The organism is Thermoflexus hugenholtzii JAD2, from assembly GCF_900187885.1.
Taxonomy (GTDB): domain Bacteria; phylum Chloroflexota; class Anaerolineae; order Thermoflexales; family Thermoflexaceae; genus Thermoflexus; species Thermoflexus hugenholtzii.
Genome location: NZ_FYEK01000003.1, coordinates 187578 through 201428, shown reverse-complemented (window position 1 = coordinate 201428; position 13851 = coordinate 187578). Strand labels below are relative to the sequence as shown.

Sequence of the window (13851 nt, the reverse complement as noted above, 5' to 3'; positions counted from 1 at the left end):
CCTACGGACGGATTGAAAGGCCCAGCTGGGTAAAAAGAGACCGAAGGCCCGGCTGCTCCACCGCGGGGGCACGGCGCCAGGCCTGATCCGCCGCCTCCTCTGCCTCCGCCTTCCGGCCCAGCATCGCCAGCGTCACTGCCAGCTCCCGATAGAACAGCCAGACATCCGGATGCTCCCCCGCGATCTGCAGCGCCTGGCGGAACACTCCCACCGCTCCCTCCAGATCCCCCGCTCCCCGCAACGCATACCCTCGCCGCAAGGCCGCTGTGAGGGCGCCGGGGTTGGCCGTTAGAGCCCGCCCGTAAGCCTCCGCCGCCTCCCGGTAAAGCGGCTGCGCCCGCGAGCGCTCCAGCGCACAATCCGCATGGCTCAGGAAAAAGTCTCCGATAGACTGCCATCCATCCGACCGGGTCTGGAGCAACGTCGCCAAACGGGCCCGCGCCGCCTGGGCCTCCGCTGCCCTCCCCAGCTGATCCCGCAGGTAAGCCAGAGCCGCCCAGCCCGTTGCATGGTCCGGCTGCAGCTCCACCAGACGACGATAGAAACCCTCCGCCCGCTCCATGGACATCCGCTGGACCTGGGGATCCGCCACCACCTCACTGCGCACCATCAGAAGATCCCCATAGAGCTGATAGGTCTGATCGAAACGATCGTCCAGCTGCAGAGAGCGCTGCAGCTTGCGCTCGGCGGAATCCAGATCATTTCGCTGATACAGGTCCACGCTGGCCCATTCGTTCCACAGAACCGCATTGTTCGGGCTGAGCCGGGTCGCCTCCTCGTAATACCGGCTGGCCTGCTCCACATGCCGGACGAACTCCGGCGGCATCTCCGGAAGATGGATGCGCGTCCGACAATAGCGGGGATCCAGCAGAAGATCGGCCCATCGCCGATGCATCCGCGCCAGGTTGGCGGTGTGATCCGTGTTCAGTGGATTCAGATCGCGCGCCCGCTCCAGGACCGCCCGGGTGATCTCCAGAAGATCCCCTCGGGACAAGCGCACCAGCTGATCCAGGGTGAGCGCTTGAAAAGCTCGCTCGAAAGAGACGCCCTCTGGAATCTGCCGGGAGGCCGATTCCGGCGCTCGGGAAGCCTTCTCCAGCAAAGCCCGTCCCAGCCAGAGGTGGTAAAAATCCTCCCGAGGCGCATACTCGATGGCCCGTCGATAAAGCAGGATGGCCACCTCCCACTGTCCCTGCTTATCCCAAGGATCGCCCTGCTTGTAGATCGCATCGGCCCGGATCGGGTTCAGGTTGACCGTCCAGACCAGGAGAGCCACCGCGATCCATGCCGGAGGGGCCATCAGCAACCCCAATCCGGTCGATGGCTCCCCCGCCTCCGGCTCCTCCCGGGAGATCAGGAAAACCAGCAGGACCAGCACCACGAAGAGAAAGAGAACCAGCCCGTCGAACAGGCCCGCCACGCCCTCCGCCAGGCGCAGGACATCCTCCACAGTCTGGGGCGCGCGGGCGATCAGGGCTGCCAACGCGCCGGCGTGGATGAGGGTGTATCCCAGCCAACCTCCCAAGGCCACCAGCCCATACAGCCCCAGGGCCACCGGCCACTTCGCTGCCGGAAGCCACTCGCGCCGGATCCCTTCGGCCAGCACCAGCGCTGCGCCCAGGCCGGCGGTCAACAGGAACATCACCAGAATGAACGGAGAGAATCGATTCCCTTGTAGAGGAAGACGAGTCAAGCTGGTGATGATCAGGGGGAGAACATCCAGCCGCTGGCCCTGGTTGGTGATGAACTCATAGGAAAGCAAACTCAGCATCAGGGCCATCAACAGGCCAAGGGCCGCCACCATCGGCCACCACGGACGGGACAGGGAGGGGAGAGGCTCCTCGCGGCGAGGCCGGCGCGCAGCACCCTTCCCTTTGCGCGCCGGGATTGCCGGTTGCGCGGAGGAAGCGCGCACCAGGGCAGGTTCCATCAGCCAGCTCTCCCCGAGGACGACGATCATCGCCGCGAAAGCCCAGAACCAGGTGCGGGTGGAGGCGATGGCGATGCCAAAGTTGATCTCGATGTAATGGGCCAGGACCGCCCCGAGCAGGGCGATCAGCATGAAGCGATGGGGATGCTGGATAGGAGGCTCCCCGGAAGCCCGCAGGGTGGCAAACACCAGGTAGACCAGAAGCCCCAGCACCGTCCCCGCGGGGATCGCCACCCCGATGAAGTGCCAGCCGAATCGAAAGGCGAAGAAAAGCCCTGTCACCGCAGCCCCGAGCACCCAGAGGCCCAGAAGCAGGATCCGATCCCGGCCCCCGTGGATCAGGTTCAGGCTGCGCAACCCATAGGCGAACAGCGAGAAGAACAGCCACTGATAAACCAGGAAGCCCAGAAGGCCCGTATGGACCAGCGCATCGAAGGTCTCATTGTGAGAACGATCCGGGGAGGCATTACGGGCCTCGTAATGCGCCAGCTCCGGCGGATAGAACCGGTTGTAGGCCACATACATGGACTCGGCCCCATAGCCGATAAGGGGACGGAGGAGGTTAAAGGGATCCGGGCGGCCTTGGGGATCCTGGATCGGCTCGTGGGGAAGCACCAGCCGGAGCGCGCCCTGCCAGATCAGCACACGGACCTTGCCCGTGCCGGTCTCGGTCTCAAAGATATGGCCCAGCCGGCCGATATAGGGGGATCCGCGGAGGGGCTCCAGCGGCCCGTTCGGGATATTAAGGAGAATGAGAAAAAGAAACCCGAGCGCGGAGAGGCCGAGGACGGCGAACAGCCCTTTCCGCTGGCGCCGGATCACCAGCCAGAGCACCAGGAAGAGGAACAAACCACCCATCAGCCCCAGCCAGGGGCCCCGGCTGAAGCTGAAGTAGATGGTAGCGGCCTGGGCCGTGGCGATGAAGACATAGATCGCTCCCCGAGCCACATCGCTGTTGCGAGGAGGCTCAGCGGTCAGAATGGAATGGAAAGTCTCGGCCAGCCGTCCCAGGGTGAACATGAAGGCCATGATGAGATACGCAGCCACAAAGATGGCGTTTCCCATATGGGAGGCCACCCGGCTGGTGACATCACCGCCCCAGGGCAGGGGATCCAGCCGGTAACGCTGGATCAGGCCGTAGACCGCCACGGGCAAGCTGACGAGCACCATCGTGAGGGCCAGCCGCTCGAACTGGGCCCGGGTGCGCAAGGCCCCCAGAAGGCTGAAGAAGATGACCAGGTAAGCGAGCCAGCTGTAAGCCCCCTGCAGCCGCTGGTAAGAACCGAAGAAGCTGGTGTAAGGGACCAGGGAGAAGAGGCTGGCCAGCAGGTAAACGACCGCTGAGGCCAGGGCCGGAAGAACCAGAGGGGTTCGCACGGAGAAGCCAAGGGCCCGGGTGAGCGGAATCCGCTGCCCCCAGGCCTCGACCAGCTTGACCAGCCAGGCAGCCGCCATCACCAGGGCGATGGAGCGCACCAGGGTGAGCTTGTCCGGCTCGAAGACCCGACTGGTGTAGATGTTGAAGAACAGGGGGGCGATGACCACCGCCATCAGCCACCCGGCTTCCAGAACCCGATCGCACCACCGGCTCAACCGCGTCGGCATACTCGCCACCATTCCCAGGTTCGTCGCAGACCTTCATCCAGGGTAACACGGGCCTCGAAGCCCAGCAAAGCCCGCGCCCGCGAGACCTCCGGAACGCGCCGAGGGGTCTCCTCAAAACCGGGACCGTAGGCTTCCGAGAACGACACAAACCGGACCGGCACCGAGCGCCCTGTGATGGCACGCACTTTCTCCGCCAGCTCCCGGATGGAGATCTCCTCCGCACGCCCGATGTTGAAAATCCACCCGAACGCCTCCGGAAGGAACCCCGCCCGCAGGGTCCCCTCCACCGCGTCCTCCACGTAAATGAAGGAGCGGGTCTGGCGTCCGTCCCCATAAACCGTGAGGGGCTCCCCTCGCAGGGCCTGATCCATGAAACGGGCGATCACATAGCCATAGCCATCCGGGTCCGCCCGCGGGCCGTAGACGTTGAAATAGCGGACCACGCTGACTCGCAGGCCCTGACGAGCCCAGGCCAGCGCCAGATGCTCGTCCAGCAGCTTGCTCGCAGCATACGCCCACCGGGCCACCGTCGGCGAGCCCAGCCGCAGGTCATCCTCCTCCGCTGCTGGCCAGCGGATGCCTTTCCCGTAGACCTCCGAGGAAGAAGCGAGACAGACCGGGAGATCTCGCTCAGCGCAAGCCTCGAGGACCATCTCCGTCCCCCGGACGTTCACCCGGATCGTTCGCAGGGGATCCGCCAGCACCCGCGGCACCCCCACCACCGCCGCCAGATGGAACACCCGCTCCACGCCTTCGAGGGCCCGCCGAAGGGTGACAGGGTCCGTGACGTCTCCGATGAGGATGCGAAGGCGGGGATGATCCCGAACCGCTCCCAGATTCTCCAGGCGCCCCCCGCTCAGATCGTCCAGGACGGTGACGGCATAACCCTCCTGAAGGAGACGCTCCACGAGATGGGAGCCGATGAAGCCCGCGCCGCCGGTCACCAGGATCCGCATATCATTCCACCCGGATGGGATTGGTCAGGATCCAGAGGCGGCCGCGGCGATAGACCTCCATCCGGTAGATCCCGGGCTCGGCGATGAGATGCTGAAAACGTCGCCCGCGCCCGCGGGCCACCACCCCGCTCCCGAAGCGGATCAGGCGGAACTCCCCCGGCAGCGGGGCGCTGGCCTCGAACCGGACCGCCCCCGCTCGCCGCAAGGCCTCCCCCATGGTGGCCTGGCGATGGCCGCTGCGGGCCTCGAAGCGAAAACCCCGGGAGGACCCCAGAAGATCGTTGGCCACCCAGGCCCGGCCGGCCTGCAGGGCCGCCCGGATCACCGCCCAGTCCGCCTCCGGCTCGCGCGGGAGGGGCTGATCCAGCAACAGATGGGTGTTGACCGCCCGGAACAGCCATTCGTAAGGGAAGAGCACGCGGCGCAGGGGACCCAACTTATAGGCATGGCCGTGGGCGTCCGCCCCGCCGATGGCCACCGCTGGGATCCCCTGGAGCCAGAGCTGCTCCCACCAGCGCAGGGCCTCGGGGAACGGCCCCCGCAGGAAACGGGCGGGGAAGAAGGCGTAGTAGAGCGCATGCAGGGGGGTGCGGAGACGCGCCTTGAATTCGCTCATGGTGTTCCATACTTCCAGGCCTGTGAACCCCGAGACCTCCCGATCCACCCATGGGAGAGGAGGCTCTCCCATCCGACGCTGGAGCCATCCAGGGGAATGCTCCACCGGGTGGGCGAGAAAGACCAGGGCGCCCTGCTCCCGGGCGGCGTCGATGAGGGCCTGAGGAGAAGCGGCCAAGGGAGCCAACTCTCGTCCAAGGCCCAGGATCAGGGCGTGATTGACCTGGGGCTGGCGGCAAGGATCGTGGACCTCCTCGCCGACCAGGAGCAGGACTTCCCCATAGTATCCCTGGAGCCCCTTCACCCAGACGTTGTGATCCGTCACCGCCACCCCGTCCAGGCCGGCTTGCGCCGCCGCCTCCGCGATCCGGAGATGGGTGGCCGTCCCATCGGAGAACCGCGTATGGCTATGGAAGTTGCCGACCCACTCGATCAACATCTTCCCCCATCCCCCGAGATCACCGGGGGGAAGCGTAACCCGGGTTGCTTCAGGCCGCAAAGTCGCCGGGCTGGAGGCCGGACCTCTGGGGATGAGCCTCCCAATGTGTTACAATGAGATTGGGATCCGCACGACAGGGGAATTCGAACATCAGCTCCTGCGGAAAGGAGGTCCTTCAATGGAATGGATCACCATCGGCGTCCCCATCCTGGTCGCCGCCCTGACCCTACTGGCCTCCGCCGTTCGCATCCTGCCTGAATGGGAACGGGGCGTGATCCTCCGGTTGGGGCGCTATCACGCGACCAAAGGTCCGGGCTTGTTCTTCATCATCCCGATCATCGATCGGGTGATCCGGGTGAACTTGCGTCTGATGACTTTCGACGTGCCGCCCCAGGAGGCCATTACCCGGGACAACGTCACGGTGAAGGTGAACGCAGTGGTCTTCTACCGGGTCATCGATCCGGCGAAGGCCATCACCCAGGTGGAGGACTTCAAGGCGGCCACCTGGAACCTGGCCCAGACCACGCTGCGCAGCGTCCTGGGCCAATCGGAGCTGGACGAACTGCTTGCCCATCGGGACAAGGTGAACGCGCACCTGCGACAGATCCTCGATGAGGCGACGGACTCGTGGGGGATCAAGGTGGTGATGGTGGAGGTGAAGGACGTGGAGCTCCCGCAGGGGATGCAGCGGGCGATGGCCCGCCAGGCGGAGGCGGAGCGGGAGAAGCGGGCAAAAATCATTCACGCGGAGGGGGAGTATCAGGCGGCCCAAACCCTCGTGGAGGCCGCCCGCATGATCGCCTCCGAACCCGCCGCCCTCCAGCTCCGCTACCTGCAAACCCTTATGGAGATCTCCGTGGAGAAGAACTCCACCATCATCTTCCCGGTCCCAGTGGACACGCTCCAGCTCTTCCTGGGCAACCTCCACCGGCCGGCATCGGGGTAGCCTCCACGAACGCCTCACCCCCGAGGGCTCAGGAAGGATCCGGGATGTATCAGCGGCAGGTGCAGCGGGTGCTGTGGATCGTCCTGGCCGCGAACTTGCTGGTGGCCGCGGCGAAGCTGTTCATCGGGCTGCGGGCGGGGGCGCTGAGCGCCCTGGCCGATGCCTTCCACAGCGGCCTGGACGCCTCGGCGAACATCATCGGGCTGGTGGGGATCGCCATCGCCTCCCGCCCGCCGGACCGTAATCATCCCTACGGCCATCGGAAATACGAGGCCATCGCGGCGATGATCCTGGGCCTCTTCCTGCTCCTCGCCTCGCTGGAGGTAATCCAGGGGGTGATCGAGCGGCTGTTGACCGGCGGACAGCCGGAGGTCAGCGGGCCGCTGTTCATGCTCATGCTGGCCACCCTGCCGGTGAACCTGGCCATCTCCCGCTATGAATCCCGCCAGGGGGAACGGCTGCGCAGCAGCATCCTGATGGCCGACGCGCTGCACACCCGCACCGACGTCTTCGTCACCCTCTCCGTCCTGGCCAGCCTGGCCGCCGCCCGCCTGGGGGTCCCATGGCTGGATCCGGTGGTGGCGTTGGGAGTGGTGGGGGTGATCCTGATCGCCGGGCTTCGGATCCTCCGGTCCACCGCCCTGGTGCTGACCGACAGCGCGGCCGTCGATCCCGAGGAGGTCGAGCGGATAGCCCGCTCCGTTCCGGGTGTGCGGGCGATCCATAAGGTGCGCAGCCGGGGGACCCCCGACGCGACGTATGTGGATCTGCACCTGAAGGTGGATCCGGCGATGAGCACGGAGCAGGCCCACGCCATTGCCACGGAGGTGGAGGAGCGCCTGAAAGCGGAGATCCCCGGCGTGGTTGACGCGGTCGTGCACGTCGAGCCGGGGCGCCTGCCTCCGGCCTCGGAGTGGGAGGCCCTGAGCGTGAGGATCCGGAGCCTGGCGGATGGGCTGGGCCTGGGCGTGCATGAGCTTCACGGCGTGGAAACACCCGAGGGCTATCACATCGGCCTCCACGTGGAGGTGGATGAGGACCTGTCCGTGGAGGAGGCGCACGCGCGGGTCACGGAGCTGGAGCGGCGGGCCCGGGAAGGGTTCCCCCGGCTGCTTTCGGTGACCACCCACATCGAACCGCGATCCCGTCCGCCGCGGCAGGCCGGCCGGGAGATCCCGGCGGAGCTGGAGGCGGCCGCCCGGGAGGCCATCGAACGGGTCTTCGGGGTCGGAGCGTGCCGGGAGGTGTATCTTTACGCCCATGAGGGCGGTTACGATCTGGCCCTCACCTGCCAGACCGGCGCAGAGATGTCCGTGGTGGAGGCCCATCGACGGGCCGAGGAGGTGGAAAGCCTCCTGCGCGGACGCTTCCCGGAGCTCCAGCACGTGATCATCCATGTGGAACCCGCCGGATCGCCTCCGGAGGGCGCCCGCGGAGAACCCTCAGGGGGAGAAGGATGATCTTCAGGGCCTCGATCCCGGAGATCCGCGAGCTCTTGCAGAAACCCTTCCAGGTCTACCCGGTCGCCCGGCTGGGTGGCGTCCAGGTTTACGTCTACCGCTCCCACGGGGAGGTCCAGAAGCATCGCCACCCGGAGTTCGACGAAGTCTTCATGGTCTATGAAGGGCTGGTGACCTTCGGGATCGGGGGGGAGGAGTTCACCCTGAGGCCCGATGAGCTGCTTTGGATCCCTCGGGGGATGGCGCACTGGTCCGGCTCCCGCCTGCCCTCCATGGTCCTCCTGTTCCGACGGGATGAGGAGCCGCTGCGCTGGAATGGGGACTTTCGGATCCGGGAGGGGCCCGGGGAGCGGCCCGTCATCGTGCGCATCCACGAAGCCCTCCAGGACGCCCCGCCCGGTTCCTCGCGGTTCCTGCTGGAGGCCAGCGGGGTGCGGTATCTGGCGGTTCGGACCCGGGAGGGCTCCACGGAGTGGGAGGCTCGGGGCCCGGCGCTCCTGCTGCTGTTGCGCGGCGAGCTGGCCCTGGAAGGCGAGGGGCCCGGCTTCCCGGAGCCGGCCCGGGGCATCCTGGCGCCCGGGGAACTCGCGGTCCTCCCTCCCGGCACGCGCGGGCGCTGGGAGAGCGAGCGCCCGGCGGTGTTGCTCTGGGTCGAGAACGTAGAGCACATATAGGCAAGGGGGGACGGGTTTCGCGCGATGGACTTTCGCCGATGGATTCGGGTGCTCGGACGGATCTCCGGGGCGCTGATCTTCACCGTCCTGATCGTGGCGCTGGTCGCCTGGCCGGTGGAGACCCAGGCGGCGCAGGCATGGCAGGTCGGGCAAGCAGCCCCCCAGACCCTCTTCGCCCCATATGAGCTGAGCTACCCCAGTGCCATCCTCACCGAGCGAGCCCGCGAGGAGGCGGCCGCGCGCATCGCCCCGATCTACACCGGCCCAGATCCGCGGATCGCCCGCCGGCAGGTGGAGGCCCTTCGGCAAACCCTGGAGGCCATCCGCCGGATCCGGGAGGAGGAACAGCCCCCGGAGGAGCGGGCCCGCCGGCTGGAGGAGGCCCTTCGGGGCCATGGGCTCTCGCCGACCCAGCGCCAGCGCCTGTTGACCCTGGAGGCCACCCGCTGGGAGATGATCGCCGGGGAGGCCCTGGCGCTGCTGGACCAGGTGATGCGGGAGCCCATTCGGGAGGACGAAGTGGCCGGAGTGATCCGGCAGCTGCCCCGTCGTATCAGCGCGCGCCTGAACGAGGAGGAGGCGGAACTGGTGGCCGCCCTGGTCGCTCCGCTCATCGTGCCCAACAGCACACTGGATGTCGAGGCCACGGAGGCCGCGCGCCGCCAGGCCCGGGAGGCCATCCCCCCTCAAATCCGGCGGATCCGCGCCGGGGAGGCCATCGTGCGGCAGGGGGATATCCTGGATGCGCTGACCATGGAGGCCCTCCGGCAGTACGGGCTGATCCCCAGCCCTGCGCCATGGCCGCTGCCCCTCGCCCGAGGGATCCTCGCGGCCCTGGGGGCCGGCGGGTTGTGGCTGACCCTGGGACGGGTCACGCCGGAGATCGCCGAGCGCCCCCGGCGCCTGCTGGGTCTGGCGGGGCTCTTCCTTCTGTTCCTCGGCGGGGCCCGGCTGCTGCGGGCCTCCGCCCCGGACTGGATCTGGGCCTTCCCCACCGCCACGCTGGGGATGCTGCTGGCCGCCGGCGTGGGGACGGTGCCGGCCATGATGTTCAGCGCCATCGGCTCGATATGGTTCGGCCTGATCGCCGACCGGACGCCGGCCTTCCTGATCGCCTCGCTGCTGGCCAACTGGACGACGATCCTGATCCTCCACCGCCTGGAGCGCTTCCAGACCCTGCTGGCCGCCGGGCTGAGCGCGGGGGTGATCACCGGGCTGATCGGGATCGCCGCCATGGCGGAGGACGGCATCGTCCCACCGCTCGACGCGTTGCGGGTAGGGGGGATGGGGTTGCTGGCGGGAGCGCTCTCCACCACCCTGGCCCTGCTGGGGTTCATCATCCTGGGGGTTCTCTTCGACGTCACCACCCCGCTCCATCTGCTGGAGCTGGCCCGCCCCACCCATCCGCTGCTCCACCAGCTGATGATCCGCGCCCCCGGCACCTATCATCACACCCTGATGGTTGCCAACCTGGCGGAGCAGGCCGCTTTGCGCATCGGGGCGGACCCGTTGCTGGCGCGCGTGGGCGCCCTGTATCACGACATCGGGAAGATGGTTCGCCCCTACCTCTTTGTCGAAAACCAGGTGGATGGGGACAACCCCCATGAGCGGATGGACCCCCACGAGAGCGCCCGGGCGATCATGCGTCACGTGGAGGACGGCCTGGCCCTGGCCCGACGACACCGGCTTCCCCGGCGGATCCGGGCCTTCATCCAGGAGCATCACGGCACCCTCTGCGTGACCATCCCGTATCACCGGGCGGTTCAAGAGGCGGGGGATCCGGAGAAGGTGGATCGAGCGGCCTTCTGCTACCGCGGACCGCGCCCGCAGAGCAAGGAGACCGCCATCGTGATGCTGGCCGACGGCTGCGAGGCCGCCGTCCGGGCCGCGCGGCCGAAGGATCCCCAGGAGCTGGCGCGCATCCTGGACCGGGTGTTCCAGGAGCGCATCCAGTCGGGCCAGCTGGATGACGCTCCCCTGACCATGCAGGAGCTGCAGGGGATCCGGGAGGCCTTCCTGCAGGTTTTCCAGGGGATGTTCCATCCTCGCCTGATCTATCCGGAGGTCCCGGGACGGCGTGAGGAGGGATCGGCATCGTGAAGCGCCTTCGATCCGCCGGGATGGGATCCACGCGCGCGGAGATCGTAGTCCGGGCTCCGCGGGCCTATCAGGCCCCGGGACGTCTGGCCGGGATCCGGCGGGCCGCCCGGGCGGTCCTTCAGGACCATGGCCTGGAGGGGAAGGCGACGCTGACCGTGGTCCTCACCGATGAGGAGAGCATCCGGGCGCTCAACCGGCGTTACCGGGGTGTGGATGCGCCCACGGATGTGCTGGCCTTCCCGATGGATTTGGAGCTCCGGCCCGGAGTCCGGCACCTGGGCGACATCGTGATCGCGTTCCCGTATGCGGCCCGCCAGGCAGAGCGGGAGGGGCATCCCCTGGAAGGGGAGCTGGCGCTGCTGGTGGTGCACGGCGCCCTGCATCTTCTGGGCTATGACCACGATACGCCCGCTGCTCAGCGCCGGATGTGGGCCCGCCAGCGGGCGATCCTGGAACGCCTGGGCTTCCCGGACGTTGCCCCTTGAAAGGCGGTTGCTGGGCCCGCCGGGCAAACCTATAATTCAGCCCGGCCGCCCGGAGCAGCCGGGGGTTCCGGGAAACATTCCAAACGAGGGAGCGAACGATCCGTGTGGAATCCGATCGATGCGCTGTTGGGGTTGTTCTCTCTGGACATCGGCATCGATCTGGGGACGGCGACAACCCTGGTATGCGTGCGGGGGAAGGGAATTGTCATCCATGAGCCGTCGTGGGTGGCGATCGATCGACGGACCCGTCGGGTGCTGGCGGTGGGGAAAGCAGCCAAGGAGATGGTGGGCCGCACCCCGGCGCACATCGTGGCCATCCGCCCCCTGCGGGATGGAGTGATCTCCGAATTCGAGGTCACCCGGGAGATGATCGGGGAGTTCATCCGCAAGGCCCACCAGCAGGTGCCCGTCCCGGTTCCCCGCCCCCGGGTGGTCGTCGGGATCCCCAGCGGGGTCACGGAGGTGGAGCGCCGGGCGGTCCACGACGCCTGTCTGGCCGCCGGAGCCCGGGCGGCCTTCCTGATCGAGGAGCCCCTGGCGGCGGCCATCGGGATCGGCCTTCCCGTCGCCGAGGCCCGGGGCAGCATGGTGGTGGACATCGGCGGGGGCACCACGGAGGTAGCCGTCTTCGCCCTGGGCGGGATCGTGGTCGGCCGGTCGATCCGGGTGGCTGGGGATGAGATGGACGAGGCGATCATCAACTATATGCGTCAGCGCTACAACCTGCTCATCGGGGAGCGGATGGCGGAGCGGGTGAAGATCGAGATCGGCTCCGCTTACCCGCTGCCTGAGGAGCGGACGATGGTGGTGCGCGGACGGAACCTGGTGACCGGCCTCCCCGATGCCTTCGAGGTCTCCAGCATCGAGATCCGGGAGGCCCTGCGGGATGTGGTTTCCATCATCGTGGACACGGTGAAGTCCGTCCTGGACGAGACCCCTCCGGAGTTGGTGGCGGACATCATGGAGACCGGCATCGCGGTGGTCGGCGGCGGCGCCCAGCTGAAGGGGCTCGCCCAACGGCTGACCGAGGAGACCCGCATCCGGTGCTGGGTGCCTCCGGATCCGGTCAGCGCGGTGGCCATGGGGGCCGCCCGCGTGCTGGAGGACCTGGATACCTGGCATCAGGTGCTGACCTCGCTGGATCGGGGCCGGCCGGCCCGATCGCCGGTGCGCATCGGCCAGCCGATCGCCCGATAAGCGAGCGGCGGCCTCGAGATGAGCGGCACACCGTTGCAGCGACCTTCATCCCACTCCCTTCTCGGCCACACGAGGTGAGGGCATGCGTCCCGGCAGCCGACGGCCATGGAACGCCGGGCTGGCGATCGGGCTCTCCCTCGTCCTTCTTTTCCTCCACGGCCTGGGATGGCTCCAGCCGGTGGAGGAGATCGTGATGATCCCCCTCACGCCGTTGCAGCAGCTCCTCTCCGGGATCGGGCGAGGGGCCGTGGAAGCCTTTGCCTTCCTGCGGGAGATCCGCGACCTCCGCCAGGAGGCCCAGCGCCTGAGGGATCTGGTGGAGGAGCTCCGGACGGAGAACCTGCGGCTGCAGGAACTGGCGACGGAGAACGCTGAGCTCCGGGCGCTGTTGGGGATCGTCCGGGAGAACCCACAGACCACCTTTGTGGCCGCGACGGTGATCGGATATGAGACCGATCCCTATCTGCGCTATCTGATCCTGGATGTGGGGACCCGTCAGGGAGTTCGAGAGGGGATGCCGGTGATCACCCGGGGATCCGCCCTGATCGGCCGGATCGCGGAGGCCGGGCTGAACCGCTCCCGGGTGCGCCTGCTGACCGACGCGGGCAGCCAGGTGAGCGCGCTGTTGCAAACCAGCCGGGCCACCGGCATCGTGATCGGCCAGCCGGATGGAAGCCTGTTGCTGGATTTCGTGAACCCCGATGAGGAGATTCCCCCGGGGGACACCGTGCTGACCTCCGGCATCGGAGGGCAGATCCCCCGGGCGCTGGTGATTGGCCAGGTGACGGAGCGGCTGAGCGCCGGAGGCGGCGAGCCCTTTCAGCGCGCCCGGGTCCGCCCGGCCGTCGATCCCCGACGCATCACCTATGTGTTGGTGATCACCAGCTTCCCGGGCATGGAACCGGCTCCGTGAGGATGAGGGACGGCAACCGATGCGGAACCGAATCGGATGGGCCGCGATGGTCCTGGGGCTGGCCGCGCTTCTTCAGGCCACGTGGATCCCTCTCGGGATCCCCGAGCCGGGGCGGCCGAACCTGGTCTTCCTGGTGGTGGCCACGGTGGCCTTCCTGGGCTCCCTGGAGGAGGGGCTCGCATGGGCGGTCGGCGGGGGTCTCTGGCTAGACCTGTTCTCGGGAGGGCCTCTGGGCGTGAGCGCCCTGGCGCTGCTCGCCGTGGTCCCGCTGGCCCACGGATTGAGCCGCCCGGTCTTCCGGGGCCGTCTGGTGATGCCGGCGGCGGTGGCCGCCGGAGGCACCTTGCTGATGGAAGGGGTTCGAGGGATCCTGCTTGCGGTTTTACAATATCCGGTGGATCCGGGCTACGCCCTCCGCCAGGTGATCGGCCCGGAGATCCTCTGGAACACCCTGGGGATGCTGGCGCTTTATCCGGCCCTGCGCCGGCTCCGGCCGCGCCCGGAGCGGCCGGAGCTGGGCGGATGAAGAGG

11 protein-coding genes are annotated in these 13851 nt (G+C 67.7%); 8 read left to right on the top strand and 3 right to left on the bottom strand.

The genetic code is table 11. The features are described 5' to 3' along the window. Nucleotide 1: 1 nt before the first annotated feature. The 3 genes from CFB18_RS01440 to CFB18_RS01430 are packed head-to-tail and all read right to left on the bottom strand — an operon-like array spanning nucleotide 2 to nucleotide 5545. The gene (locus CFB18_RS01440) at nucleotides 2–3535 is read right to left on the bottom strand and encodes a tetratricopeptide repeat protein (protein WP_159461515.1); all 3534 of its coding nucleotides are present in this window, start codon (nucleotides 3533–3535) and stop codon (nucleotides 2–4) included. After that, nucleotides 3520–4491, bottom strand: a complete 972-nt coding sequence (locus tag CFB18_RS01435; RefSeq protein WP_088570025.1) for an NAD-dependent epimerase/dehydratase family protein — start codon at nucleotides 4489–4491, stop codon at nucleotides 3520–3522. Before CFB18_RS01435 ends, CFB18_RS01440 begins: the two co-directional genes overlap by 16 nt. Before the next feature lies 1 nt (nucleotide 4492). Further along, complete coding sequence (locus CFB18_RS01430; protein WP_088570024.1) at nucleotides 4493–5545, bottom strand: CehA/McbA family metallohydrolase; 1053 nt, start codon at nucleotides 5543–5545, stop codon at nucleotides 4493–4495. 178 nt (nucleotides 5546–5723) lie between these two features. Between CFB18_RS01430 and CFB18_RS01425 the strand changes: the two genes are divergently transcribed. From CFB18_RS01425 to mreD, 8 genes are all read left to right on the top strand, one after another. Then, the gene (locus CFB18_RS01425; RefSeq protein ID WP_088570023.1) at nucleotides 5724–6491 is read left to right on the top strand and encodes a slipin family protein; all 768 of its coding nucleotides are present in this window, start codon (nucleotides 5724–5726) and stop codon (nucleotides 6489–6491) included. 44 nt (nucleotides 6492–6535) lie between these two features. Continuing rightward, nucleotides 6536–7951, top strand: a complete 1416-nt coding sequence (locus CFB18_RS01420; RefSeq protein WP_088570022.1) for a cation diffusion facilitator family transporter — start codon at nucleotides 6536–6538, stop codon at nucleotides 7949–7951. Beyond that, nucleotides 7948–8625: a cupin domain-containing protein gene (locus tag CFB18_RS01415; RefSeq protein ID WP_088570021.1), complete on the top strand. Its 678-nt coding sequence runs from the start codon at nucleotides 7948–7950 to the stop codon at nucleotides 8623–8625. The genes CFB18_RS01420 and CFB18_RS01415 overlap by 4 nt, the downstream gene beginning before the upstream one ends. A 24-nt stretch (nucleotides 8626–8649) precedes the next feature. Next, nucleotides 8650–10725, top strand: coding sequence for an HD family phosphohydrolase (locus CFB18_RS01410; RefSeq protein ID WP_088570020.1), 2076 nt, complete (start codon nucleotides 8650–8652; stop codon nucleotides 10723–10725). Next, nucleotides 10722–11210: an rRNA maturation RNase YbeY gene (gene ybeY, locus CFB18_RS01405; RefSeq protein ID WP_088570019.1), complete on the top strand. Its 489-nt coding sequence runs from the start codon at nucleotides 10722–10724 to the stop codon at nucleotides 11208–11210. The genes CFB18_RS01410 and ybeY overlap by 4 nt, the downstream gene beginning before the upstream one ends. A gap of 102 nt (nucleotides 11211–11312) precedes the next feature. Next, entirely contained in the window at nucleotides 11313–12407 is a 1095-nt protein-coding gene (gene mreB / locus CFB18_RS01400; protein WP_088570018.1) for a rod shape-determining protein, read from the top strand. Between the two features lie 82 nt (nucleotides 12408–12489). Further along, nucleotides 12490–13320, top strand: a complete 831-nt coding sequence (gene mreC / locus CFB18_RS01395) for a rod shape-determining protein MreC (protein ID WP_088570017.1) — start codon at nucleotides 12490–12492, stop codon at nucleotides 13318–13320. Nucleotides 13321–13339: 19 nt separating this feature from the next. Then, nucleotides 13340–13846 carry a rod shape-determining protein MreD gene (gene mreD / locus CFB18_RS01390; protein ID WP_088570016.1) on the top strand — a complete coding sequence of 169 codons (507 nt, stop codon included), beginning with the start codon at nucleotides 13340–13342 and terminating at the stop codon, nucleotides 13844–13846. Nucleotides 13847–13851 lie beyond the last annotated feature (5 nt).